General features: G+C 74.8%; 24 protein-coding genes. 11 read left to right on the top strand and 13 right to left on the bottom strand.

The genetic code is table 11. The annotated features are described in order from the left end of the window. The first annotated feature begins 146 nt into the window (after window positions 1–146). Together BUE45_RS00950 and BUE45_RS00945 are read left to right on the top strand one after the other, a co-directional pair. Window positions 147–1,052, top strand: coding sequence for an ADP-ribosylglycohydrolase family protein (locus BUE45_RS00950; RefSeq protein WP_073373927.1), 906 nt, complete (start codon window positions 147–149; stop codon window positions 1,050–1,052). Window positions 1,053–1,863: 811 nt separating this feature from the next. Continuing rightward, window positions 1,864–2,805, top strand: a complete 942-nt coding sequence (locus BUE45_RS00945; RefSeq protein WP_218619472.1) for a CPBP family intramembrane glutamic endopeptidase — start codon at window positions 1,864–1,866, stop codon at window positions 2,803–2,805. Window positions 2,806–2,887: 82 nt separating this feature from the next. Here the strand turns inward: BUE45_RS00945 and BUE45_RS00940 are convergent, their stop codons facing one another. From BUE45_RS00940 to BUE45_RS00920, 5 genes are all read right to left on the bottom strand, one after another. Next, window positions 2,888–3,397, bottom strand: coding sequence for a GNAT family N-acetyltransferase (locus BUE45_RS00940; RefSeq protein WP_073375215.1), 510 nt, complete (start codon window positions 3,395–3,397; stop codon window positions 2,888–2,890). Between the two features lie 200 nt (window positions 3,398–3,597). Continuing rightward, on the bottom strand, window positions 3,598–4,695 hold the full coding sequence (gene rsgA, locus BUE45_RS00935) for a ribosome small subunit-dependent GTPase A (RefSeq protein ID WP_073373924.1): 1,098 nt from the start codon (window positions 4,693–4,695) through the stop codon (window positions 3,598–3,600). 329 nt (window positions 4,696–5,024) lie between these two features. Then, complete coding sequence (locus tag BUE45_RS00930) at window positions 5,025–5,498, bottom strand: hypothetical protein (RefSeq protein ID WP_073373922.1); 474 nt, start codon at window positions 5,496–5,498, stop codon at window positions 5,025–5,027. 214 nt (window positions 5,499–5,712) lie between these two features. Continuing rightward, window positions 5,713–6,396 carry a hypothetical protein gene (locus BUE45_RS00925; RefSeq protein WP_073373920.1) on the bottom strand — a complete coding sequence of 228 codons (684 nt, stop codon included), beginning with the start codon at window positions 6,394–6,396 and terminating at the stop codon, window positions 5,713–5,715. A gap of 308 nt (window positions 6,397–6,704) precedes the next feature. After that, entirely contained in the window at window positions 6,705–7,577 is an 873-nt protein-coding gene (locus BUE45_RS00920) for a ketopantoate reductase family protein (RefSeq protein ID WP_073373919.1), read from the bottom strand. 70 nt (window positions 7,578–7,647) lie between these two features. Here BUE45_RS00920 and BUE45_RS00915 point away from each other — a divergent pair, with 70 nt between their 5' ends. Continuing rightward, the gene (locus tag BUE45_RS00915) at window positions 7,648–8,277 is read left to right on the top strand and encodes a TetR/AcrR family transcriptional regulator (protein WP_073373917.1); all 630 of its coding nucleotides are present in this window, start codon (window positions 7,648–7,650) and stop codon (window positions 8,275–8,277) included. A gap of 312 nt (window positions 8,278–8,589) precedes the next feature. On the opposite strand, the gene BUE45_RS00910 is transcribed toward BUE45_RS00915, so the two are convergent. After that, window positions 8,590–9,543 carry an AraC family transcriptional regulator gene (locus BUE45_RS00910; RefSeq protein WP_073375213.1) on the bottom strand — a complete coding sequence of 318 codons (954 nt, stop codon included), beginning with the start codon at window positions 9,541–9,543 and terminating at the stop codon, window positions 8,590–8,592. A gap of 128 nt (window positions 9,544–9,671) precedes the next feature. Here BUE45_RS00910 and BUE45_RS00905 point away from each other — a divergent pair, with 128 nt between their 5' ends. Beyond that, window positions 9,672–10,424 (top strand): SDR family NAD(P)-dependent oxidoreductase, encoded by a 753-nt coding sequence (locus BUE45_RS00905; protein ID WP_073373915.1) that lies wholly within the window; start codon window positions 9,672–9,674, stop codon window positions 10,422–10,424. A 218-nt stretch (window positions 10,425–10,642) separates the two neighbouring features. On the opposite strand, the gene BUE45_RS00900 is transcribed toward BUE45_RS00905, so the two are convergent. Then, a complete protein-coding gene (locus tag BUE45_RS00900) occupies window positions 10,643–10,951 on the bottom strand; it encodes an ArsR/SmtB family transcription factor (protein ID WP_073373913.1) in 309 nt (102 codons plus the stop codon). Window positions 10,952–11,012: 61 nt separating this feature from the next. Between BUE45_RS00900 and BUE45_RS00895 the strand changes: the two genes are divergently transcribed. Next, a complete protein-coding gene (locus BUE45_RS00895; RefSeq protein WP_073373910.1) occupies window positions 11,013–12,017 on the top strand; it encodes a zinc-binding dehydrogenase in 1,005 nt (334 codons plus the stop codon). 91 nt (window positions 12,018–12,108) lie between these two features. On the opposite strand, the gene BUE45_RS33085 is transcribed toward BUE45_RS00895, so the two are convergent. Continuing rightward, window positions 12,109–12,549 carry an HIT family protein gene (locus BUE45_RS33085; protein WP_342745973.1) on the bottom strand — a complete coding sequence of 147 codons (441 nt, stop codon included), beginning with the start codon at window positions 12,547–12,549 and terminating at the stop codon, window positions 12,109–12,111. A gap of 226 nt (window positions 12,550–12,775) precedes the next feature. On the opposite strand from BUE45_RS33085, the gene BUE45_RS00885 reads away from it, so the two are divergent. From BUE45_RS00885 to BUE45_RS00865, 5 genes are all read left to right on the top strand, one after another. Continuing rightward, entirely contained in the window at window positions 12,776–14,428 is a 1,653-nt protein-coding gene (locus BUE45_RS00885) for an alpha/beta fold hydrolase (protein ID WP_073373908.1), read from the top strand. Window positions 14,429–14,992: 564 nt separating this feature from the next. Continuing rightward, the gene (locus BUE45_RS00880) at window positions 14,993–15,898 is read left to right on the top strand and encodes an NADP-dependent oxidoreductase (RefSeq protein WP_073373906.1); all 906 of its coding nucleotides are present in this window, start codon (window positions 14,993–14,995) and stop codon (window positions 15,896–15,898) included. 51 nt (window positions 15,899–15,949) lie between these two features. Beyond that, complete coding sequence (locus BUE45_RS00875; protein WP_073373904.1) at window positions 15,950–16,672, top strand: alpha/beta fold hydrolase; 723 nt, start codon at window positions 15,950–15,952, stop codon at window positions 16,670–16,672. Window positions 16,673–16,840: 168 nt separating this feature from the next. Next, window positions 16,841–17,983, top strand: coding sequence for a Gfo/Idh/MocA family protein (locus tag BUE45_RS00870; RefSeq protein ID WP_073373902.1), 1,143 nt, complete (start codon window positions 16,841–16,843; stop codon window positions 17,981–17,983). 268 nt (window positions 17,984–18,251) lie between these two features. Further along, entirely contained in the window at window positions 18,252–18,701 is a 450-nt protein-coding gene (locus BUE45_RS00865) for a VOC family protein (RefSeq protein ID WP_245832677.1), read from the top strand. A gap of 124 nt (window positions 18,702–18,825) precedes the next feature. On the opposite strand, the gene BUE45_RS32335 is transcribed toward BUE45_RS00865, so the two are convergent. After that, the gene (locus tag BUE45_RS32335; protein WP_073373898.1) at window positions 18,826–19,218 is read right to left on the bottom strand and encodes a class I adenylate-forming enzyme family protein; all 393 of its coding nucleotides are present in this window, start codon (window positions 19,216–19,218) and stop codon (window positions 18,826–18,828) included. A gap of 423 nt (window positions 19,219–19,641) precedes the next feature. On the opposite strand from BUE45_RS32335, the gene BUE45_RS00855 reads away from it, so the two are divergent. Then, window positions 19,642–20,547 carry an NADP-dependent oxidoreductase gene (locus BUE45_RS00855; protein WP_073373896.1) on the top strand — a complete coding sequence of 302 codons (906 nt, stop codon included), beginning with the start codon at window positions 19,642–19,644 and terminating at the stop codon, window positions 20,545–20,547. Window positions 20,548–20,750: 203 nt separating this feature from the next. Here the strand turns inward: BUE45_RS00855 and BUE45_RS33700 are convergent, their stop codons facing one another. From BUE45_RS33700 to BUE45_RS00840, 4 genes are all read right to left on the bottom strand, one after another. Then, the gene (locus BUE45_RS33700) at window positions 20,751–20,879 is read right to left on the bottom strand and encodes a hypothetical protein (protein ID WP_281256315.1); all 129 of its coding nucleotides are present in this window, start codon (window positions 20,877–20,879) and stop codon (window positions 20,751–20,753) included. Window positions 20,880–21,022: 143 nt separating this feature from the next. Continuing rightward, on the bottom strand, window positions 21,023–21,289 hold the full coding sequence (locus BUE45_RS00850; RefSeq protein ID WP_073373894.1) for a hypothetical protein: 267 nt from the start codon (window positions 21,287–21,289) through the stop codon (window positions 21,023–21,025). 183 nt (window positions 21,290–21,472) lie between these two features. Next, the gene (locus tag BUE45_RS00845) at window positions 21,473–22,270 is read right to left on the bottom strand and encodes a methyltransferase domain-containing protein (protein ID WP_073373892.1); all 798 of its coding nucleotides are present in this window, start codon (window positions 22,268–22,270) and stop codon (window positions 21,473–21,475) included. Between the two features lie 100 nt (window positions 22,271–22,370). Then, entirely contained in the window at window positions 22,371–22,829 is a 459-nt protein-coding gene (locus BUE45_RS00840) for a helix-turn-helix domain-containing protein (protein ID WP_245832675.1), read from the bottom strand. Between the last annotated feature and the right edge of the window lie 110 nt (window positions 22,830–22,939).

Genomic DNA, 22,939 nt, shown 5'->3' with positions numbered 1-22,939 from the left:
CCCGTGGCGCGGCGGGCAGGTACGCGCGGCCTTCACCCCTGTGAGTCCGGAAATCCCGGGGCGCCCCACAGCGGCGAAGCCCGTGACCCGCCCGCATCTGCGCCCCCGTAGACCGGACCCCCCGACCCGGGGCAGGATGGCGAACGATGACTTCCTCCTCTCCCGACCCCGCATCCGCCGCCGGCCGGCGCGCCCTGTCCAGCCTGTCCGCCCTCGCCGTCGGCGACGCCTTCGGCTCCCAGTTCTTCGTCCCCGACAACCGCTTCCGCCACCGTGCCCGGGAGCTGCCGCCGGGCCCGTGGGAGTGGACCGACGACACCGAGATGGCCGCGTCGGTGTACCGGGAGGTCGTCCTGCACGCAGACGTGGACCCGGACCGGCTGGCGGCGTCCTTCGCCGCCCACCACGACTTCGACCGCGGGTACGGTCCGTCCACGGGGCGCCTGCTGCGGCTGGTGCGCGAGGGGGCCGACCACCGGGGAGCGGCGGCGGAGCTGTTCGACGGGGCCGGGTCGTGGGGCAACGGCGCGGCGATGCGCGTGGCACCGCTGGGCGCGTTCTTCGCCGACGACATGGCCGCGGTGACCCGCCTGGCCGCGGTGAGCGCGCGTGTCACCCATGTCCACCCCGAAGCGGTCGATGGAGCCGTCGCGGTGGCGGTGGCCGCCGCCCTGGTGGCGCGCGGTGGAGCCGTCGCGCCCGGGACGTTCCTTCAGGAGGTGGCCGCCCGGCTGCCCCCGGGGGCGCTGCGCGACGGGCTCCGCGCCGCCCGTGCTCTGCTGATCGTCCCGGAACCGGTGGGGGCGGCGCACCGGCTCGGCAACGGGTCCCGGGTGCGGGCCCTGGACACGGTCCCCTTCGCCCTGTGGGTCGTGGCCAAGCACCTGCGGGGGTCCCTGGAGTCCGCGCTGTGGGCCGCCGTGGCGCCGGGCGGGGACATGGACACCGTGGCCGCGATCGTGGGCGGAATCCTGGGCTCGGGGTCCGCCGGAGCGGTGGACCCGGAGTGGGCGGGGCGCACGGAGGCGCTGCCGGGGTGGGCGCTGGGGTGACGGCGGGGTAGGTGCGCGTGGGCTTACCCCGCTGTGGCCCGGGGCGGCGCGACACCCTCCGGTTGGGGTCGGGGGCTCCGGGCGGGCGGACAACCCCACTGGCTGGGCGGGGTAGGTACGCGCGGGCTTCACCCCCGTGTGTCTGGGGAGCCGAGTACTCCCTCGTCAACCCCCTGGGGGCGGGGTATGGATCAACGCTGACCGGCTGTGCCTTGGGCCCCAAGACAGCGCACGCTTCACCCCCTACGGCATTGGGAGGGCATGGGTGGGCTCTACGTACGGGCCGCTCCTCGCGCCCACCGCCCTTTGCAGGGGGCATTCCTCCCGCCGCTGGGTCTGAGCTGGGATCGCCTCGCTCGACCCAGCCCCGGAACACACCCCCACCACTGACGACGTGCGCCCAACGCGCAGCACTGAAAATCTGCCGCCCGCCGACTGCGCCGGGGCCAGGTCCACGCTCCGCTGGCCGCCCTCTCCAAGCGGCCGGGCTTTTGGAAAACTCCGGTCGAGCTCTCATCCCCGCGACCTGAACTGGGAGCGACACCCTCCCGCTGGGGCTGAGCGCCCCGGTCAGGGGAAAGCCACGTGGCACAGGCCGCGGTCCGCCGACCGGCGGGGGCCGGGCGCTCCGGTTCGGAGAACAACCACCACGGCACACCCCCCGGTCACCTGCCCTGTACCGATCCGGGCGACCGACCACCCCCTTTCCAACACACTGTATTGGAACCCGTGCTACAGTCGGCCACCTCGGCAACACACTGTATTGCCGCGTGTCGGGAAGCCCGTCCGGAGAACACTGAAGGAGATGCCCGTGACCACCGCACCCGCCCGCCCCTGGCTGCTCAGGCCCGTGGACACCGCGCACCGACCCCCGCGGGTCCCCGCGGGGGTGGAGTACCACCGCGTGCTCGCCGGGCCCCGGCGGCGCATCCTCCGCGGGGTCCTGGCCATCTTCCTGGTCCTGCTGGGCCTGGTGGTCTTCTCGGTCGCCATGAACGCGCTCAGCGCGAGGGCCGACGCGATGCTCGGCAACGACCCGACCGCGTACACCCCGCTGCGGCACGCGGGCGCCATGGTCGGCCTGGCGCTGCTCACCCCGTGGAGCATGCTCGTCCAACGGGTCCTCTACGGACTTCCGGCCGCGTCGCTGCACTCGGTGGTCTCGCTCTTCCGGTTCGACGTCATGGGCAAGGCCCTGATCGTCTTCGGCCCCCTGTTCCTGGCCGCGAACACGGCCTCCTACCTGCTCCCGGTCGAGAGCGTCCCGTGGTCCCAGGCCGAACTGGTGGCCATGTTCCTGGCCACCCTGCTGCTGACCCCGCTGCAGGCGGCCGGGGAGGAGTACGGCGTCCGGGGCCTGGCGTTCCGCGTTCTCGGAAGCTGGACCCGCAGCCCCACGGCAGGGCTGGTCCTCGCGATCGCGGTCACCAGCGTCGGCTTCACCTTCATGCACGGATCCATGGACCCCTACATCATCGTCTGGTACATGACGCTGTGGACCTCGCTCGGCATCATCACCTGGCGCACCGGAGGCCTTGAGGTCGCCATCGTCCTGCACGCGGTCCTCAACACCTTCAACTTCGCCGCGGCCTTCCTGCTGCACATCGACTTCGGCAGCGCCATCCAGGGCCGGGCCGAGGTCACCGGCGCGGATTTCCTGCTGTTCCCCGCCGGGGTCGTCGCCGCCATCGCGGTGGCCATCTGGTGGCACACCCGCACCAGCGGCCCCGCCCGCACCCCGGCCGACACCTGACCGCGACGGTTCCCACCGCTCGGCCGCCGCCTGGGGAGCGGGCCCCGTCCCCGGAGGTCTCCCCCCGGGGACGGGGGAGGGGTCAGACTCCGAACGCGGCGGGGTAGCCGATGGTGCCGGTCGGAACGGCGCGGTCACCGTCCAGGGCCAGGGCCATCATGGCCTCGTCGGGCACGTCGAAGGGCGGTCGGATACCGAAGCGGGACGCCGGGACGAAGCCGAACCGCGGATAGTAGTCGGCGTGGCCCAGGACGAGGACGAGGTTCTCGCCCCGGGCCCGTGCGGCCTCCAGCGCCGCGCGGATCGCGGCCGAACCGGCCCCGGTGCGCTGGGCGCAGGGCAGCACCGCGCACGGGGCCAGGGCCAGTGCGGGCGCGCCGTCGACACGGCAGCGGCTGAGCAGCGCGTACCCGACCGGGTCGCCCTCCGGGGTGGCGGCGACCATCGACAGGTCCCCGATCCACGCCCCGGGGTCGGCGCGCAGGGCGTCGACGATGTCGGCCTCGGCTCCGGTGGGGAAGGCGGCCAGGAGGATGTCGCGGATGGCCGGGATGTCGTCGGTGGTCTCGGTGCGGACGTTCCAGGTGGTCATGGTTCCGTTCTCGGTGGTGTCGTCGGGGTGGGGCGGGTGGGCGGTGTGGTCCCCGCCGTCTCGGCGTCGCGCGCCGCTCTCCTGCCGGTGCGCGTCCCGCCGGTCGCTTTCGGGCCGTGGGACGGCGGCCCCGGGCCCGCGGCGCGCGGTGGCGTCCGCCGGGGCCTCGCCGGCACCCGGGCGGGTGGTGTCGGTGTCCTTCACCGCTGACGCCCCCGGAACCGGTAGGTGGCACGCAGGTGCCGTGTGATGTCCTTCCTGGTGGTCTCGCGGTCGGCGCGCAGCCGCTCGTCGGTGCGGGAGGCGGCGTGGTCGTTCTCCCGGAGCAGCCGGCGGTAGCCGTCCAGCCTGCGCTGGGGCAGCCGCCCCTGCCCGACGGCGGCCAGCACCGCGCAGCCGGGTTCGCCCGCGTGGGCGCAGTCGGTGAACCGGCAGTCCTGCGCGAGGTGCTCGATCTCGGCGAAGACCTGCTCCAGGCCGTTCCGGGCGTCGTGCAGGCCGATCGCCCGCAGGCCGGGGGTGTCCAGCAGGACGCCTCCGCCGGGCAGCGGGAGCAGTTCCCGGCTGGAGGTGGTGTGGCGCCCCTTGCCGTCCGCCTCGCGCACGGCGCCGGTGGCCAGCCGGTCCTGGCCCAGCAGCCGGTTGCCCAGGGTGGACTTGCCCGCCCCGGAGGGGCCCAGGAGCACGATGGTGCCGTGCAGCGCTGCGGACAGGGTGTCCAGGCCCTGCCCGGTCCCGGCGCTGGTGACCAGCACGTCCACCCCGGCGGCGACCTGCGAGACCTGCGCCTGCGCCGCGACCGGGTCCGCGCACAGGTCGGCCTTGGTCAGGACCACGACCGGTCGGGCGCCGCTCTCCCATGCCAGGGCGAGCATGCGCTCGGTGCGGCCGTCCTTGAGGGGTGCGGCCAGGGACACCGCCACCACGACGGTGTCGACGTTGGCGGCCAGGGTCTGGCCGTGCGAGGTCCGCGAGGCCGAGGCGCGCACCAGGGCGGTGCGCCGTTCCAGTAGGGCGTGCAGGACCGGTGCGGCTCCGGCGACGGGGCGCAGGGCCGCCCAGTCACCGGTGCACGGCGCCGCCTGCGGATCGCCGTGGTCCGCGTTACCGGGGAGGTCCGCACGGACCGTCCCGGTGTCGGTGACGGCTTCGCACGAGCCGCGGTCGGCCCGGACGATACGGGCCGGGACCAGCCCGTCGGCGCGGTGAGGGGCGAAGGCGCGTTCGTACGCCCCGTCCCAGCCGTAGTCCGCGAGGGAGTACGGCTGAGCATGATGTGGATGTGAAGAGTGGGACAACGTAGAGACCCTTGAGAAAAGGGGCCCCGATGAGTACGGAGATCCGCCTCCTGTGGGCCGTCACGGCTCCGACAGGGGATCGGTGTCAGGTCAGACCGGGGCCCGGGACGTGAGGATGGTCCGACGGGCGCTGCACAGGGCAGCGGCCTTCACCGCAGACATCAACTCACCTCCCACTTCTGGTCCCGCAGTCGACCGGGTCGTCTCTGCTCCGCGGATTCTAGCATGCAGGTGCCGGGCGGTGGGTCCTTCCGGCGGTGCCCTTCCCGGCCTCGCCGCCCCCTGCTCCGGGCGGTCTCGGCGGGCGCACCGGTTCCGGCGGCCCGGGGTCAGTCGGCCCGCGGGGCGGCCCGGTCGACGCGCTCGACGCGGAAGGCGTCCACGACCGCGTCGGCGATCAGGGCGGGCATCTCGCCGACCGGGCGCTCCACCCCGAGCCGCGCCTCGATCTCCCGCGCGATCACGGCGGCGAGTTCGCGGGCGGTCCCGCGCCCGTCCGCCGCGCCGGGGGCACCGTCCCGCCCTGTGCCGTGCGGCGTGGCGGACCGGAAGGGGCCCGGGTCGACGGCGGCGTAGGCGCGGTCGAGCGCGGCCTGGTAGCCGGCGGTGCCCAGGCCCGGGATGAGCGGCGCGAGCGCCTGCTGTACGTCGGACAGCACCTTCTGCTCGACCGGGCGCTCCGGTGCGATCTCGGTCAGGTCGTGGGCGAACTCCGCGAAGGCGATCAGCTCGTGCAGCACGGTCGCCTCGGCCCGGGACATGCCCAGGCTCACGGACCCGTCGGGGGCGTCGGTCGCGCGCATCGCACCGCTCCTGTTCAGACGTGTCGATCGTCTCGGAGGTCGACGGCGTCGCCGTCGGCCGCCGCGTACCCGGGCGGTCCGAAGGGTATCCCCGGCCGGGGGTGAGGGCCCTCACCCGGGAAGCGCCGGGGACGCGCCCGCCGGTCGGAGAAGGCGGACCACGGCGCGAAGTGCCGGCTGCGGCACGGCCCCCGGCCGGGGGCCGTGCGCGCCTTCAGCCGGAGCCGGGCGCCCGTACGTGCGCGCACCGGCCCGTGTCCGTGTCCACCCGCCACCCGGCGGCGCGCAGCGCGTCCGCGTAGGCGCGGACCTGCGCGGTGAACCACCCCCCGTCCTCCCGCTGCGAGCGCAGGCCCTCACCGTGGTAGACGTACAGGAGCGGCCCGCGCTGCTCCACGTAGAAGCCCCGGGGTCCCCCCACCGCCGTCCAGTCCATGGGCGCGTGCCCGGCCGCCCGCAGCACGGCCACCGCCCCGAGCACCTCGGGCGGGGAGCCCTCCCACGCCGGTGTCCCCTGCCCGGCCCACCACTCGATGCCCGCCGCCTCCACGGGCGCGGCCTCGCCCCTGGCGCGCCGCGCCAGGGCCGCGTCCAGCCCGGCACGGGAGGCCAGGACCCCGCGCTGGATGCCGTACTCGTTCCCGGAGCGGTGCGCAAGCCCCTGGGACTCGCGCTCCTCCAGGAAGTCCAGGTGCTCGCGCAGGGCGGCCAGACCCGCCTCCGTGATGCGGAAGGCGTAGCCGCGGTCGAGGGGGTCGCACGCGGCGAGGAGCCCGGCGTCGATCAGCCACTCCCGGCGCCGCCGGTCGCCGACGGAGGCGCGGTAGGGGAGGAGGTGCGGTCTGGCGCCCAGGTCGTAGAGGTCGACGAAGCGGGCCGGGGTGAGGTGGCCGGGCATGGGGGGTCTCCCTCGTGTCGGGGTGTGGTGGGGCGTCCGCCCGGGGGCGGCGAGGACGGCCACCGCCACCTTGGCGGGTCCCTCCGACGTTCCGCACCCCTCCCGGGGCGGCGCGGGCTCCCGGCCATGGTGGCAGGGTTCCCCGCCGGCCGCTCCCCGGGAGGGCCGCAACGCCCCCGCCACAGGGGTCTTCCACGGCCGCGGGGGGCGGCGGGCCCGATCTCCGGTGGTCCCGGACGGTAGGCGGCGGGCGGACCCCGCGCCCGCCCGCGGGCGTGGAAGGACAAGGGGGCGGGGCTGCCCGCCGCCTACCGGGCCCGCGTGCGGGCGCCGAGCTGCTCGGCCAGCCGCGCGAGTTCGGCCGCCTCCGAGGGCGAGGTGTTGCTGAGGCCGCTGTGCACGGCCGTCCGGCTCCGCAGGAAGCGCCGCAGCACGCCCACGAGCAGGCCCTCCGGCAGGGTGTGCAGCGCGGCGAGCCCGCGGGGCACCGGCGGCGCGGGCAGGTCGGCCAGGCTCCGCCGCATGAGGCGCACCATGGCGCGGACCGCGTCCGGGTCCCGGGACAGCGCCACCGGGCCGCCCGCCGCGTGCACCGCCTGCCCGAGCGGCACCGCGAACGCGGCGTGCGACGTGAGCCAGGCGTCCATCCTCGGCTCGATCCTGGTGTTGACCCCGGCGGCGCGGAGCGTCCGCGCGATGCGCTCCAGCCGCGGGGTGGTCCGGCCGTCGGGCTCGCCGATCGGCATCGCGACCCGGCGGGTGAGGAGACCGGGGGCGCGGTGGCGGACCACGTCGCCGTCCATCGTGCCGCCGGCGGTGCCGAAGCCGAGCAGCACCCGCTCGTGTCCGATCACCGCGCCCAGCGCCTCCGGGCCGCCCGCCCAGTGGTGCAGGAACAGCACGTCGCCGTCGAGGCCGGCGAGCGACTCCAGCACCGCGTCCGCCTGGTGGGCCCGGACCAGGACCGCGGTCAGGTCGTACCCGCCGTCCGGGTGCTCGACCACCGGGACCGGTACCCGCCGGACGGCCGGGCCGTCCTCCTGGGCGAGCTGCACGCCGTGCCGGCGCAGGGCGGCCAGGCGGGCGCCCCGGGCGAGGAGGGCGACGTCGTGCCCGGCCTCGTGCAGGCGGGCGGCGAACACGCTGCCGAGGACCCCGGCACCGTAGACGAGTATTCTCATGGCCACCTTTTTCGTACGTTCGTTTAAATCATACGTTCGTTTGAATCAAACGTCTGTAGTGTACGCAGGCATGGCACCACCTGACACCCGCACCCAGATCCTCGACGCGGCCGAGCACCTCTTCGCCGAGCGCGGCTACCGCGGCACCTCGGTCCGCGCGATCACCGACCGCGCCGGGGCGAACCTGGCCGCCGTCGGTTACCACTTCGGGTCGAAGGCGGAACTCATGTCCGCGGTCGCCCGGCGGGTGGTCGAGCCCATCATCGCCGCCCAGTCCGCCGGGCTCGACCGGCTGCTGGCCGGGACCGCGGAGCCCGGGGTCGCCGAGCTGGTGGAGGCGTTCGCGGGGCCGCTGTTCGACGGGATGCCCGCCGGCGACGAGGGCGGCGCCCGCAGGTCCCGGCTGATCGTGATGATCCTCAGCGACCCGGCCGAGGAGGTGCGCGGCTGGGCCGGTGCGGACCAGGACGCGGTTCGCGAGCGCTACCTGGCCGCCTTCGCGCGCGCACTGCCCGCCCTCTCGCCGGAGGAGCTGTGGTTCCGGATCCGGGGGGTGCTCGCCGTGACGGCCGTGGACCGCGTCGAGGTCCACCAGCGGCCCGCCCCGGACTGCCCGTCCCCGGACACGGGCGAGGCGGCCCGGCACTGGGCGGTCACGTTCCTGGCCGCGGCGATGAGCGCGCCGCCCACGCGGACCTGACGGACCGGTGCCGCCGGCCGCGGCCCGCGGGACGGTGTTCGGGAGGGCCCCGAACCGGGAGCGCGGCCCCTTCCGCCGGCCGGGGAGCGCGGGACCGCGCGCACGGGTCCGTCGAGCCCGTCGACAGGGGCGGCGTTCGGGGGTCCCGGCCCGGGGCGGGGGCCGTACTCACGGAGCGGCGGCTCCGCGCCCGGCCGGCCCTCCGGGGCCGTGCGCTCCCGGGGGCGGCGGGGCGGGGACCCGCCACCCGTGTGCCGCGAGCCGGCGGAGACCGCCCCCGGCGCGCCGGAAGGACGGGGACCTGGCGGCGGTTCAGGCGGTCAGATGCTCCGGCTCCCGGGCCGCGGCCCGCTCCCCGGCGCGGAACTTCGCGGGGGAGACCCCGACCACGCGGCGGAACGCCGTGCTGAACGCGCTCTCGGACCCGTACCCGGTCGCCGAGGCCAGCTCGGAGATCGACAGCGTCCCGTGGCGCAGCGCGTCGCGGGCCAGGCCCATGCGCCACTGGACCAGGTACTCCAGCGGCGGCATCCCGACCCGGGACCGGAAGGCCTGGGCGAACGCCGAGCGCGACATGTGGGCGGTGTCGGCCAGCTCCCTGAGCGTCCAGGGGCGCGCCACGTCCGCGTGCAGGGCGCGCAGGGCCGCGCCGACGGCGTCGTCGGTGAGCGCGCAGAGCCAGCCGGCGGTGGTGTCGTCGCGGTCCGCGTGGGCGCGGAGCATGTGGACGAGCATGATCTGCCCCAGGTGGTTGAGGACCAGCGGGCCGCCCACCGCCGCGGCGTCCAGCTCGCCGACCAGCAGTTCGCTCACGAGCGCCAGGTGCCTGCCGCGCCGGTCGTCGGCGCGGATGACCACCAGATCGGGCAGGACGTCGGTCAGGACCGAGGCGTTGGCGTCCTCGAAGGTGAACCGCCCGTCGCACACGTAGGTGTCGTCCTCGGCCTCGGGGCCCAGGCGCGCTACCCCGTCCACGGCGCTCTCCCGCACCGGCACCGCCGTGCCCGGGTCCGCGCCGGGCGAGCCGGACAGCACGTACGGCCCGGGGGCGCCCAGCAGGTAGTAGTCGCCCTTCTCCAGCGGCACGGGCTCGCGCCCCCGGAGGGTCAGCCAGCACGATCCGCGCACGACGAGGCCGATCTTGACGTGCGCGCACCCGTCGAAGCGGGCCGCCCACTCCCCGGTCGCCCGCACGCTCGGCCCGATCGTCGTGCGGGGCCGGAGCAGGCCGATCGCGTCGGCGACGGGATCACGGAAACCCAGCACCACATCCTCCTGGACTCTCGATAAAGAATCGTGGATCTTGCGTTATGGATAGTACTCGCTCGCCGCAGCATGATCGGGGGTGGAGCGGGCCGGTACGGACCGGCGCGCACGAGTACGGAGGCACTCCCATGGGACGGCTCGACGACAGGACAGCGGTGGTCACCGGCGGCAGCACCGGCATCGGCCTGGCCACCGCCGTACGGCTGGCGGACGAGGGCGCGTACGTCTTCATCACCGGGCGGCGCAGACCGGAGCTGGAGGCGGCCGTGGAGGCCGTCGGGCCGGACCGGGTCACGGCCGTGGCCGGCGACATCGCCGTCCCGGCCGACCTGGACCGGCTCTACGACGCGGTCCGGGCGCGGGGGAGGGGGCTGGACGTCCTCGTCGCCAACGCGGCGATCGGTGCGTTCGCGACCCTGGAGCAGACCACCGAGGAGCACTTCGACGCGACCTTCGCGGTCAACGTCCGCGGCACGCTGTTCACCGTGCAGAAGGCGCTCCCGCTGCTCAACAACGGGGCCTCGGTCGTCCTGACCGGTTCCACGGCCGCCGACCGCGGCCTGGACGCGTTCGGCGCCTACGCCGCGTCCAAGGCGGCCGTCCGGTCGTTCGCGCGGACCTGGTCCACCGAGCTCAAGGGCCGCGGCATCCGGGTCAACGTGGTCTCGCCGGGCATGATCGACACCCCCGGGAACACCGCCGTCCTGGGCGGCGAGGAGAACATGCGGGCCGCCAAGGAGAACGCCGCCGCCATCGTGGTCAAGGGCCGCATGGGGGAGTCCGAGGAGGTCGCCGCGGCGGTGGCGTTCCTCGCCTCGCCGGAGAGCGGCTACGTCGTGGGGTCCAACGTCTACGTCGACGGCGGTGTGAACCAGGTCTGAGCGGGCCCGCGGGCCGCTGTCCGCCCGCGTCCGGGCCCACGTCAGGCGCTCCGGCCCGCCGGGCGTTCGATCCGCGGGCGCTCCGGCCCGGGGCCCCTCGCGGGCATGCACCGCTCCGGCCACCGCCGTCCACCCCCCCGGGCGGGCCGCCCGGGGGGGGTGGACGGCGGTGGCCGGAGGGGGTGGCGGGCGCGCACCGCCCCGGGCCGCGCCGGGGTTCAGAACACGTCGCCCAGGGTCTCCAGGAGGCGGGCGATGTTAGCCTCGTCGCGGCGGTAGTAGGTCCACTTGCCCCGCCGGGTGGCGACGACGAGTCCCGCCCGCCGCAGCATGGCCAGGTACTGCGAGGTGGTCGACTGCCCCAGGCCCGCGCGCCGCTGGATGTCGGTCACGCAGACGCCGATCTCGACGTCGCCGGGCTCCTGTCCGGGGAAGCCCATCGGCTCCTTGAGCCACACCAGCATCTGGCGGCGGGCCGGGTTGGACAGGGCCCGGAACACCGTCAGCAACTCCGCCTCCGAGAACATGGGGTGATCGTAACGCACGATCATATTGACGATTCGGGATATGACGATCTAAGGTCGGCGCATGCCTACTTCGATGCGTGCGGTGGAACTCGTCCGCTTCGGTGACGCGGACACCGCGTTCGCCACCCGGGAGCTGCCGGTGCCCGAACCCGGACCCGGCCAGGTTCTGGTGCGCGTGCTGGCCACGTCCGTGAACCCCCTCGACCTCCAGACCCGGCGCGGCGACTACCGGGACCAGGTGGCACTGCCCTCGGTGATCGGCAACGACGTGTCCGGGGTGGTGGTCGCCACCGGCCCCGGCGCGGACGACTTCCGGCCGGGGGACGAGGTCTGGTACCTGGCGCCGGTCTTCGCCGGGCAGGGGACCTACGCCGAGTTCCACGTGGTCGACCAGGCGCTGGCCGCCCGCAAGCCCGCGCGGCTGTCCCACGTCGAGGCGGCCGGGCTCGCGCTCGTGGGCGTGACCGTGTGGGAGGCGCTGGTCGAACGCGCCGGGGTGCGGCCCGGGGAGCGGGTCCTGGTGCACGGCGGAGCGGGCGGGGTCGGCTCGGCCGCCGTCCAGCTCGCCAGAGCGCTGGGCGCCGAGGTGGTGACCACCGCGCGGGCGAGGGACCACGCGTTCGTCACCGGGCTGGGAGCCGACACCGCGATCGACTTCTCGGCCGGAGACCACGTGCCGCGGGTCCGCGCGCTGGGCGGGGTGGACGTCGTGCTGGACACGGTGGGCGGGGACACCCTCTCCCGCAGCCCGGAGGTCCTCGCCGACCGGGGCCGCGTGGTGTCCATCGTGGACACCCCCGAACCCCAGAACCTGCTCGCCGCGTGGGGCGTGAACGCGACCTACCACTTCCTCTTCGTCAGCCCCGGCAGAGCAAAGCTCGAAGCCCTCGGCCGACTGGTCGACCGGGGGGAGCTGCGGCCGGTGATCGGCGCCGTGCTGCCGCTCGCCGACGTCGCCCGGGCGCACGCGCTCCTGGAGGGCGGCTCCTCCGGCGGGCGCCCGCGCGGCAAGATCGCCGTCGCCGTGCACCCCGAGGCGGACGGCCGGTCGACGCCCGCGCCGTGAGCGGCGCGGGCGTCCCGGACCGGGGCGGCCCCGGCCGCCGGGGCCGGACGGGCCGCGCCCGCGCGCGGGACCCCTCCGAACGCGCACGGGTTCAGGAGGGGGCGGGCCCCGGCGGCGGGCACCCCCAGGGCATGCACCGGGTCCCGCCCAGGCACCCCCACAGGTGGATGTGCAGGTGGAACACGGTCTGGCCCGCGGCGGCGCCGGTGTTGACCCCCACGTGCGCGCCGGGGACGAGGAGTTCGGCGGCCCGCCGCATGGCGGCGGCCGTGACGCCGGGGTCCCGGGCGGCGTCGACGACGTGGACCCGGGGGATGACGAGCACGTGGTCGTCGGCCACCGGGCGCCGGGGGCGGATCGCCAGCGCGTCCGGCCAGTCGCGCACCACCGTGGCGGGGGCGCGACCGGCGACGACCTCGCAGAACGGGCAGGGCGCGCTCACCGGCCCGCCGCCGGGCGGGGTGTCGGCGCCGGTGTCCGGCCGCTTCTCGGGGTGTTCGGGGACACGGCGGGCCGGGGTCGGGTGCCGCACGGGGACCTCCTCCGGGAGTACGGGGCGACCCTCGGAAGGTAGGGGATCCCGGGCGCGGGAACCGGGGCGGGGAGGTGGCCGCTTCCGGACAGTTTCCCGGTGTATCTGGTGATTCATGACCTTCGCCCGTGTCGTCGGCCGTGACGGGTGCGTACGGTGGCCGGGCCGATGCACGCCCCGGCGTCGCCCCCGCGGCCCCGGCCGGAGAAGCAAAGGAACACCCCCCGTGCGCACAGCACCCCTGCTCACCACCGCGGGCGCCCTGGCGCTCGCCCTGGCGACGTCTCTGGCGGCGGCCCCGGCCGCCGCAGACGACCCCCTCCGTGAATTCCACGAGCAGGAGGTCGTCTGGGCCCCCTGCGAGGAGCACCTCCTGCGCGAGGTGGAGTGCGCCTGGATCGAGGTCCCCCTCGACTACGCCGCCCCCGGAGGCGAGCGCGCCTCCATCGCGATCAGCCGCAACCGCGCCACCGACCCCGACCGGCGCCGCGGCATCCTGCTCACCAACCCCGGCGGCCCCGGCGGCACCGGCCGCCAGATGGCCGTCGGCGACCGCCCCGACCACGACTTCTCCTCCCTGGGCGCCCAACGGGTCGCCGAGGTGTACGACATCATCGGCATGGACCCCCGCGGCGGCGGCGCCTCCACCCCCTACCTGGACTGCGGGACGCACTATCCGTTCCCGTGGTCCCGGCCCACCGACGAGGCGCTCTCCGGCCACACCCGCGCGGTGATCGCCACGCAGCGGGCCTGCGAGAGCGCCCACGGCGACCTGATCCCGCACATGACCACCGCGAACACCGCCCGGGACATGGACGTGGTCCGCGCCGCCCTGGGCGAGGACGAGATCTCCTACCTCGGCCGCTCCTACGGCACCTACCTCGGCGCCGTGTACGGCAGCCTGTTCCCCCAGCGCCTGGATCGCAGCGTCCTGGACGCCGCCGTCCCGCCCGAGGGCATGTGGCGCGACGTGTTCACGCAGCAGAGCGAGGGCTACCGCGCCAACATGGAGCGCTACACCGCCTGGGTGGCCGAGCACGACGACGTCTACGGCCTGGGGGACACGCCCGAGGAGGTGGTGGCCACCTTCGAACGGACCCGGGCGCGGCTGGTGGAGCACCCCCGCTACGAGTACTGGCCGGGCGACCCGGAGCCGTTCGTGTACACGGCGGACCTCTTCGACTACGCGGTCGGCGTCGCGGCGCGTTTCCAGAACGAGTGGGCCTACCCGACCGCCGATTTCTGGTACATCGTCAACGACCTGCCCTACCCCGAGGCCGAAGTACCCGAGGAGCCCGGGTTCCCCGACGAGGAGGAGTGGCCGGAGCCCGGGATCGAGCCCGACAACCCCTCCCTGATGATGGCGGTGCTGTGCGAGGCGCCGTGGCCCACGCGCCTGTCGGACTACTACGCCGACGTCCGCGAGGTCCGCGAGTACAGCCCCTACGGCGTCGGGGCCGGGTGGCACGCGCCCCAGCCCTGCACGTTCGCCTCGCACACCCCCGACCCGCTGGTGGAACCGGAACGCGACGGCTACCCGCGCGGCCTGGTCATCGGGGGCGAGTACGACGCCAACACCCTCTACGAGGCGTCCGTGCGGATGGCCGGCCGGCTGGACCACGCGCTCGTCACCGTCGCCGACGAGGGGGACCACACCTTCTACGGCCGCGAGGGGATGGACTGCGTGACGGCGGCGGTGGACGCCTACCTGGTGGACGGCGCCGCGCCGCGGGACGCCCTGTGCGCCGGGCGCCCGCGCTCGGTTGACCCCCTCCCCCCGGAGGAGGAGATGGGGGGAGCGGCCCGGGCCCCGGACGCCGGACCGCTCCACGGCCCGGTACGCGAGGGTCCCCCCGTCCAGGAGTGGCCGCGGAGCTGACCGCGGCGCACGGGGACGGCCCGCACCGCGGGTGCGCCGCGCCCCGGAGCCGGAACGGGTCCTTCCCGGTCCGGCTCCGGGGCGCACGCCCGTGCGGGGGCGCAGGGCCCCGCCCACCGCGGGTGCCGCTCCGGGGCCCGGCCCGCAGCCGAGGCCGGGTCGCGGTGCCGGGCCCGGCCCGCGACACCACGAACGGCACCCACCACACCCCGGGTTTCCAGCACACTGCCCACAGCAGCCGTCTCATCGCCCGAGTCGGACAAGCCTCCCGGACCGGCGTCCGGCAGTGACGCCACCGCGCCTGGCGGCACCGTGCATCACCGCCGTGACGGATACGGCGACCGATCCGCGGGCACGGGCGGCCGACATAGGTTCGGACCCGCTGAAGGGTTTCCGGGGCCCGCCCCAGACCGGGTACCACGCGTACACCGTGCCGGGATCGATCCGCCTCGAACGGCTCCGGCCCGACCATCGCCTGCGGGGCGAGAATCCTCCGGTCTTCCCGACCCGACACCGTTCTGAACGGTGCGAGCGAACGACCCTTGTATAGGAGTAGGGATCATCATGAAAGCCGCCGTCATCACCTCGTTCGGCGAACCCTCGGTGTTGCGGGTCGCGGAGGTTCCGCGACCGGTGCCGGGTCCGGGCCAGGTACTGGTGCGGGTTCACGCAGCCGGGGTGAACCCGGCGGAGATCCTGGCACGCTCCGGAGCGTTCCGCCTGCCTGCTCCCGCCATCATCGGATTCGAGTTCGCCGGCGTCGTCGAGGCGGTCGGCCCGGGCGTCGACCAGGGCGTGGTCGGCGACCGCGTCGCCGGGTGGCCGGACTCCGCCACCCAGGGCTCCTACGCCGAGTACACGGTCAGCGGCAAGTTCGCGACGATCCCCGACGGCGTTTCCTTCGAGGAGGCCGCGGCTACCGTCATCGGCGCCGACAACGCGGCGAGGGCTCTCGGGCTTTTGGACATTCGCCCGGGTAACACGCTCGTGGTCACCGGCGCGAGCGGTGCTCTGGGCGGCGCCGCCGTGCAGTTCGCGCGACAGCGCGGTGTGACGGTGATCGGCGTCGCCGGGACCGCCAACGCCGACTTCGTCAGGGGTCTCGGAGCGACCCCTGTCGCCCACGGCCCGGGCCTGGTCGATCGCATCCGTGCCGCCGCTCCGGGCGGGGTCGACGCCGCGCTCGACACCGCCGGCAAGGGGCTCCTCCCCGCCCTCGTCGAGCTTCTCGGCGGCCCCGACCGAATCGTGACGCTCGCCGACCGCGACGCCGCACGATACGGCGTCGCGTTCAGCCCCGGGGGCAGTGGGAACCGCGACCGCGGCCCTGTCCAGGAAGCCCTGGATCTGATCGCCGCCGGCGCATGGACCGCGCGCATCGGCCGGACCTTCCCGCTCGACGAGGCCGCGGACGCCCATCGCCTCGTCGCCACGGGCCACACCCACGGCAAAGTCATCCTCCTTCCCTGACCCGGCCGACCGGCCGTCCAACCACGACAACAGACAATCGGAGAATTCGAAATGCCCGCAGTCCTCGTCCATGGTGTACCTGACACCCACCGGCTTTGGGACACCGTCCGTTCCCATCTTCAACGCGAAGATATTGTGACGATCGATCTCCCCGGGTTCGGCGTACCCCTGCCGGAGGGATTCACGTCGACGAAAGAAGAGTATCTCGAATGGCTTATCGAGAGGGTCGAAGAAATCGGCGAACCCGTCGACCTGGTCGGCCATGATTGGGGGTCTCTGCTCACGGGCCGTCTCGCGTCCGTCCGACCGGATCTGGTGCGGACATGGACGGGCATCAGCGGACCGATCGATCCGGAGTACCCGTGGCACTATCTTGCCAAGATCTGGCAGACGCCGGGCGAGGGCGAGCAGTGGATGGCGGACCTCGACCTCGAAGCGTTCGCGGCAAGCCTCAACGAGGCGCAGATGCCGCGCGACGCGGCGAACGAATCGGTCCGGCATATCGATACCACTATGAGAGCAAGCATTCTCGCCCTGTACCGTTCGGCGATCGAGGTCGGGGCGGAGTGGAAACCGGGTTTGAGCGACGTGACCGCACCGGCATTGGTGATCTGGGGCCTGGACGATCCGTTTCTTCCTCACCGCTTCGCCGACGAGCTCGGTAATGCCACACGCGCACGTGCCGTCTTCAAGCTGCGCAGCTCGCACTGGCCGATGATAGAGCGCCCGGCCGATGTCGCGCGCGAACTCGAAGCCCACTGGGCCCACGTGTAGAACCCGCGCTCGGGTCACTCGGGCTCCAACCCCGCGGCCGTTACGCGAACGGCGATCATCGCCCGCTCGCCATGGTGGGCCCGAGTGCCCGCGCATTGTCCCGGAAACGAATCATCGCGACGAAGCCCGGAGAGCGTTGCCGGGGCTGCGCACGGCAGGAGCATCCTGATGAAGAATTCAGCGGATAACCGGATCGGCGTCGGCCTCATCGGGGCCAGTGCCGATCGGGGTTGGGGCGGAATCGCTCACGTCCCGGCGCTGCAGGCGCTCGACGCGTTCCGGATCCGCGCCGTCAGTACGACTCGTATGGAGAGCGCGAACGCGACCGCCCGTCGGCTGGGCGCCGATCTCGCCTTCGACACGCATGAGGCCCTGGTCGTGCGACCAGAGGTCGACCTGGTGGTGGTCGCGGTCAAGGTGCCCGAGCACGGGCGGATCGTTTCCGACGCGCTGGCCGCCGGCAAGATGGTGTATTGCGAATGGCCGCTCGCGAGAAACCTGTCGGAGGCCGAAGCGCTGGAGGGGTTCGCCCGCGAGCGACGGCTGCGGACGGTCGTCGGATTGCAGGGCGGCCTGCACCCGCCGGTCCTCTTCCTTCGCGACCTCATCGCGCAAGGCGTGATCGGCAAGCCGCTCAACACGAGCATCCGAGCGCATCTGGCCGACGACATGTGGGTCGGCCGCTATGACCCGCCGGTCGAGTACATGGCTCGCGCGCAGCACGGCGCCACGCTTTTGAGCATCATGCTCGGCCACGGGCTCGAACCGCTTGCGCGCGTGCTCGGCACGTTCGAGAGCCTGTCCGCCGTCGTCGCCAATCAGCGCGGTGACGGCGTCCGCCTCTCCGACGGCGCGCCGCTGCCGAAGGACGCGCCGGACGAGATCGTCGTCGCCGGCGTTCTCGAAGGCGGGATCGCCACTTCGCTGCACTACAGTGCCGGGCGGTCCGCCGGCCCGGCGATGGTATGGGAGATCCAGGGCACCGAGGGCGGTGTGCGTGTGGAGTCGGCGGCGGGCTACCTCCATTTCACCGATTTCACCATCACGCTGCGCCGCGGCGACGAGCCCGTCCAGGTGCTGCGGGTCCCGCCCGCCTATGCGGCTCCCGACCTGCAACTGGACGCACCCGCAGCCGGGGTCGCCCGCCTCTACGCCCGGTTCGCCGCCGACCTGCGCGACGGAACCGCCGATGCGCCGGATTTCGCGGTCGCACTCGATCGCCACCGGGTACTGGACGCGATCACACGGGCCGCTGAAACAGGTCATCGGCAGCATCTGTCCCGGCCCGACCGAAGGAACTCCTGTCTTTGAACCCGGGAGGGGCACCGCCGCAGGACCCGGCTCCCACCGGCCACGACAAGCGGGTGGAGCTGCTGCGCCGGGCCGGCCGAGGACGGGGGTCTGGACGCCGCGGAGGATATCGAGTCACATGAGACGTCGACCTGGTCGAACACTCTGTGGCGAGGGGGCTGAACGGCGGGCCGGATCGTTGATCCACACCGTCTCGGGCAGCCCGGGTGGTTCCGGCCGTGCCGCGGGGCCGTCTGTCGGAGCGGCCGGGGATGCTCGGTGCATGGAGATGACCCTGCAACTGACGATCGACTGCGCTGACCCCCGGGTGATGGTGGACTTCTGGTCCCAGGCCCTGGGCTACGTTCCCGAGCCCCCGCCGGAGGGGCACGCCACGTGGCGTGCCTACTGGGAGGCCTCCGGGGTGCCCGGGGAGGAGCTGCCGCCCGGCGCCGGGGACGCCCCGGAGTCGATCGTCGACCCCGCGGGGCGGGGACCGAGGGTGTGGTTCCAGCAGGTTCCCGAGCCCAAGGCCGGCAAGAACCGCTGGCACTTCGACCTGAAGGTGGGCGGGGGCTCCGGTGTGCCCCGCGACGTCCGGGTGCGCCGGGTCGACGCCACGGTGGAGCGGCTGGTCGGGGCCGGCGCCACCGTGCTGCGGACCGGCGGCGACCCCGGCACGGGTTTCTACGCCGTGGCCATGCGCGACCCCGAGGGCAACGAGTTCGACGTCGTCTGAGGGTCGGCGCCGCGGGGCCCGGCACGGCTCCCGGACGGGGCTTCCGGGAGCGGCGGCCCCCGCCGGCGGTGCGGCGCGGAGGAAGCCGGTGTTCCCCGCCACCCTCGCCGGCCGGGAACCGGGTTCAGCGCGGCAGGGGTCCCGGCGGGGTGCCGGGCGTTCCGGGGACCTGTGCGCCGGGACCTCCCGTCGGGAAGCGGGTCGCGGCCTCCGGGGAGGCGCGCCACCCCGGGTCCGCGAGGCGGGCCCGGTCGAGGTCCCCCCGCGGGGACCGGGGCAGGGCGGGCGGAAAGTGGACCCGGACGACGGCCGGGCACGATCCCCGGGCCAGGACCCTGCGGACCTGCGCGGCGGCCTCCAGCCGGGCCGCCGGACCCGGGACGACCACGAACACCTCCAGGCCCTCCTCCCCGTCCTCCCCCTCACCGGGGGAGACGGCCGCTTCGAGCACGCCGGGGACGGCCGCCGCCAGGGCCTCCGCCCGGACGTGCTCCTCGGGTATTTCGCCGGGACCCATCGCACACTCCTCGACCGGCGGGCCTTCCGGCCGCCTCGACCTCCGGGACGGCCCCCAGCCTGCCACCGGACCCGCCCCCGCGGCCACACCCGCACCGTCACATTCCGGGGCCGGTGGTCTTCGCGCCGCCGCCGCCGGGGTGCCCCGGCGGGGAGGGCACGGCGGTGCCCGGCGGACCGCCGCCGGATCGGCCGGACGCGGGCGTCCATACCGGCCGAGAGCGGGTCCGGCCCTTGCGGCGGCCCGATACCCGTGTGCCCGGTCCCGCCGTCCGCGCGGCCCCCTCCACCCGGGCCGCCCGTCCGATTTGCACCTCACATCAATGTGAGGTCCTAGCGTGGTCGCGGCACCGGCGGGCGCCGGTCGCTCCCCGCACCGATCGCACGAACGGCCTGCTCAGGCCGCTCGGAAAGGCAGAACGTCATGCGTGCAGTCCGCTATCACGAGTACGGCGGCGTGGAGACCCTCGTGGTCGAGAAGGCGCCGGACCCGCGTCCCGGCCCCGGCGAGGTCCGCGTCCGCGTCGCGGCGGCCGGGGTCAACCCCATCGACTGGAAGGCGCGCTCGGGGGCGTTGCGCGACCTCCTCCCCGTGGAGCTGCCGGCGATCCCCGGGCGCGACGCCGTCGGCACCGTCGACGGGATCGGCGAGGGCGTGCGGGGGGTGGACCCGGGGGACCGCGTCTTCGGGCTGGGCGGCGTCACCGGCGCGACGGCGGAGCTGGCCGTGCTCTCCGCCTGGGCCCACGCGCCCGAGGCCTGGACCGACGCGGAGGCCGCCGGGGCGGGCCTGGCCTCGGTGACCGCGCTGGGCGGGCTGAACGCGCTCGGCCCGCTGCGGGGTCGCACCCTGCTCGTCGAGGGCGCCGCCGGGGGCGTGGGCAGTGCGGCGGTGGAGATCGCGCTGGCCCGCGGCGCCACCGTGGTCGGGACGGCGAGCGGGCGCAACCACGGGTTCCTCTCCTCGCTGGGAGCCGTCCCCACCACCTACGGCCCCGGCCTGGCCGAGCGCCTGGCGGCCCTGGCCCCGGGCGGTGTCGACGCGGTGCTGGACACCGCGGCCTCGGGCTCCCTGGCCGGCCTCGTCGCGATCGCGGGCGGCCCCGACCGCGTGGTGACGGTCGCCGACCACGCCAACGCGCCCGCCCTGGGCGTGCGCGTGGCCGACGCGGTGAACGACCCCGCGCTCCTGGCCGAGGCCGCCGACCTCGGGCGGCGGGGCCGGTACACCCCGCGCGTGGAGCGGACCTACCCGCTGGAGCGGATCGCGGACGCGCACGCCCACTCCGCGGGAGGACGCACGCGGGGCAAGGTCGTGGTCCTGCTCTGATCCCGGCCCGCCGGCGCGCGGGGCGCCCTCCCACCGGCCCCTCGCGGCCCCGTCCCGTCCGCCCCCGGCGGGGGTGTTCCGCGGGCCGAGCCGCGGCTCCCCGCTCCGGACAGGGCCGGGCCCGCGGCGCGGCCGGAGGGGAGCCCCGGCCCACGGCACAGCGGTGCCCCTCCCCCGTCCCGGGAGGGGCACCGTGCGTTCTCTTACGCCCAGATGTTGGCGTCCTGCGTGACGACGCCGCCGGCGAAGTGGTCGCCCGCGTGCGCGGGGGCTCCCAGGGCGAGGGCGGCGAAGGCGGCCAGGGCCGCGGTGGCGAGCAGTCGGCGGATCATGTCCTGTGTCTCCCGGGGTAGACCGTCAGTGCTCTTCGAGCATCGCAGGATCCCGTGGAGCCGTCCTTGACCCCGCGTCGCCACCTCCTTGATCCTGCCTGCACCGCCGCCCCGGACGGGCCGCCCGGTGACCGCGGCGGCCCTCAGACGTCTCCGCGGAGGTAGACCTCGAAGCACAGGTTGATCCCGGCGACGACGAGCCCTGCCAGCAGCGCCCACGGGCCCACCGTGAGCGCACCCTCGATCCCGTCCAGGACCAGCCCCGCCAGGACGCCCAGGAGGGTCAGCGCGAATATGCCCCACACCCAGAACACGATCCTGCGCCGCAGCAGCCGGCGGCGCTCCTCACGCAGCCGGGCGTCGATCTCCGCACCGGCGGCGCGGGCACGGCGGTCGCGTTCCCCGTCCATCTCGCGGTCTCCTCGCAGGGGTGCGCCCCCGCACCGCGGGGGCGGCGGGTCCGGCCGGAAGGTCACTATCGCGCGCGGGGCACGGCCGCACAAGCCACCCGGGGAAGCCGCTCCCCGTGCCCGGGGCGGCGCGGGACGGCGTCCCGCCGCCCGGTCCCCGGCCCCCGGGCCGCCGGGCGGTCCTCACCCGCGGCACAGGACGGTGCCGCGGGGGATGACGAACACGGCGTCGGGGTCCCGGCTCCAGGCCGCCCAGCCGGCCGAGATCCGCTCCAGGTCGGCCCGGGTGGCGTGCCCCTCCTCCACCGCCTGGCGGGCCAGGTCCGACTCCAGGACGCGCCGCGACCACATGCCGCCCCACCAGGCGCGGCGCTCGGGGGAGGAGTGGTCCCACACCTCGGCGGCGTAGGAGACCTCGGTGAACCCGGCGGCGCGCGCCCAGGCCGACATCCGCCGCCCCGCGTCGGGCTCCCCGCCGTTGCGGCGGGCCACCCGCTGGTACAGGTCCATCCACGCGTCCAGCTCCGGAAGGCGCGGGTACCAGTACATCCCGGAGTAGTCGCTGTCGCAGGCCGCCACCACGCCGCCGGGGGCGGTCACGCGCCGCATCTCGGCCAGCGCCCGCACCGGGTCGGCCACGTGCTGGAGCACCTGGTGGGCGTGGACCACGTCGAAGGAGGCGTCGGGCAGGTCCAGGGCGTGGACGTCGCCCACGCGGAACTCGATGCCGCCGACCCCCGCCTCCTCCGCGGTGGCGCGGGCCAGCTCCACCGCCTCGGGGGAGGAGTCCAGCGCCACCACCCGGCCCGGCGCCACACGGGCGGCCAGGTCGACGGTGATGGTGCCCGGACCGCAGCCGATGTCCAGCAGGGACCGGCCGGGGGTCATCTCGGCCAGCGCGTACCCTGCCGAGTTGGCGGCGTCGCGCCAGCGGTAGGAGTCGGTGACCGTGGGGTGCTGGCCGTGGGTGTAGCGCGTCATCTTCGTCTCTCCGTGGGCGTCCGAGGCGTCGGCGGTGCCCCGACCCTACACCCGACATCTCTTTCAGTGAGATGATCATCCCGGAATGTGAGACGACGGGTCAGTCGGAGGCGGCCATCTCCACCAGCTCCAGCAGGGCCGCCGTCCCCGCCGCGTCCCCCAGGATCACCAGCCGCAGGCTGTGCGCCGCCGCGTCGTGCACCGCCTGGACGTGCACCGGGGGGCGCCCCCGGCCCGGCGTGGCCGCGGCGGCGGTGACCAGCGTCGTCACCCGGTCGACGCGGTTGCGGTCCACCCCCTCCAGGCGCACCACCGTGGAGACCTCCACCGCCACCGGTCCCGAGGGCGCGCGCTCCTCCACCGGACCGCCGCTGAGCGCCTCCAGGTCCTCGCGCCGGATCCGGTACTGCTTGCCGATGCGCGTCGCCGCCAGCCGCCCGTCGCGGATGTAGCCGCGCACGGTCTTCACGTGCAGCCCCAACAGCTCCGCCACCTGGTCCACCGAGTAGTACCGCTGCTCCACGAAACTCCCCTCCACCACCGGATATCCCCTGATCATAGGACGCCGCAGTGGAGGATGGGGGAGCTTGGCGAAGGCGGAGCAGCACCCGAGAGAACCGCGTCGACCGCGATGAGTCCGCACCGGACCGCGGGTCGGTACAGGTGACG

It is taken from the genome of Nocardiopsis flavescens, from assembly GCF_900141985.1.
Taxonomy (GTDB): domain Bacteria; phylum Actinomycetota; class Actinomycetes; order Streptosporangiales; family Streptosporangiaceae; genus Nocardiopsis; species Nocardiopsis flavescens.
This window is presented reverse-complemented; position numbering and strand designations above follow the sequence as displayed.

What these genes read in the sequence shown, in the direction of transcription:
- BUE45_RS00950 (WP_073373927.1), top strand. Translation starts at nt 147, where the DNA reads ATGACTTCCTCCTCTCCCGACCCCGCATCCGCCGCCGGCCGGCGCGCC.
- BUE45_RS00940 (WP_073375215.1), bottom strand. Translation starts at nt 3,397, where the DNA reads ATGACCACCTGGAACGTCCGCACCGAGACCACCGACGACATCCCGGCC.
- BUE45_RS00930 (WP_073373922.1), bottom strand. Translation starts at nt 5,498, where the DNA reads ATGCGCGCGACCGACGCCCCCGACGGGTCCGTGAGCCTGGGCATGTCC.
- BUE45_RS00925 (WP_073373920.1), bottom strand. Translation starts at nt 6,396, where the DNA reads ATGCCCGGCCACCTCACCCCGGCCCGCTTCGTCGACCTCTACGACCTG.
- BUE45_RS00920 (WP_073373919.1), bottom strand. Translation starts at nt 7,577, where the DNA reads ATGAGAATACTCGTCTACGGTGCCGGGGTCCTCGGCAGCGTGTTCGCC.
- BUE45_RS00915 (WP_073373917.1), top strand. Translation starts at nt 7,648, where the DNA reads ATGGCACCACCTGACACCCGCACCCAGATCCTCGACGCGGCCGAGCAC.
- BUE45_RS00905 (WP_073373915.1), top strand. Translation starts at nt 9,672, where the DNA reads ATGGGACGGCTCGACGACAGGACAGCGGTGGTCACCGGCGGCAGCACC.
- BUE45_RS00900 (WP_073373913.1), bottom strand. Translation starts at nt 10,951, where the DNA reads ATGTTCTCGGAGGCGGAGTTGCTGACGGTGTTCCGGGCCCTGTCCAAC.
- BUE45_RS00895 (WP_073373910.1), top strand. Translation starts at nt 11,013, where the DNA reads ATGCCTACTTCGATGCGTGCGGTGGAACTCGTCCGCTTCGGTGACGCG.
- BUE45_RS00880 (WP_073373906.1), top strand. Translation starts at nt 14,993, where the DNA reads ATGAAAGCCGCCGTCATCACCTCGTTCGGCGAACCCTCGGTGTTGCGG.
- BUE45_RS00875 (WP_073373904.1), top strand. Translation starts at nt 15,950, where the DNA reads ATGCCCGCAGTCCTCGTCCATGGTGTACCTGACACCCACCGGCTTTGG.
- BUE45_RS00870 (WP_073373902.1), top strand. Translation starts at nt 16,841, where the DNA reads ATGAAGAATTCAGCGGATAACCGGATCGGCGTCGGCCTCATCGGGGCC.
- BUE45_RS00865 (WP_245832677.1), top strand. Translation starts at nt 18,252, where the DNA reads ATGACCCTGCAACTGACGATCGACTGCGCTGACCCCCGGGTGATGGTG.
- BUE45_RS32335 (WP_073373898.1), bottom strand. Translation starts at nt 19,218, where the DNA reads ATGGGTCCCGGCGAAATACCCGAGGAGCACGTCCGGGCGGAGGCCCTG.
- BUE45_RS00855 (WP_073373896.1), top strand. Translation starts at nt 19,642, where the DNA reads ATGCGTGCAGTCCGCTATCACGAGTACGGCGGCGTGGAGACCCTCGTG.
- BUE45_RS33700 (WP_281256315.1), bottom strand. Translation starts at nt 20,879, where the DNA reads ATGATCCGCCGACTGCTCGCCACCGCGGCCCTGGCCGCCTTCGCCGCC.
- BUE45_RS00850 (WP_073373894.1), bottom strand. Translation starts at nt 21,289, where the DNA reads ATGGACGGGGAACGCGACCGCCGTGCCCGCGCCGCCGGTGCGGAGATC.
- BUE45_RS00845 (WP_073373892.1), bottom strand. Translation starts at nt 22,270, where the DNA reads ATGACGCGCTACACCCACGGCCAGCACCCCACGGTCACCGACTCCTAC.
- BUE45_RS00840 (WP_245832675.1), bottom strand. Translation starts at nt 22,829, where the DNA reads ATGATCAGGGGATATCCGGTGGTGGAGGGGAGTTTCGTGGAGCAGCGG.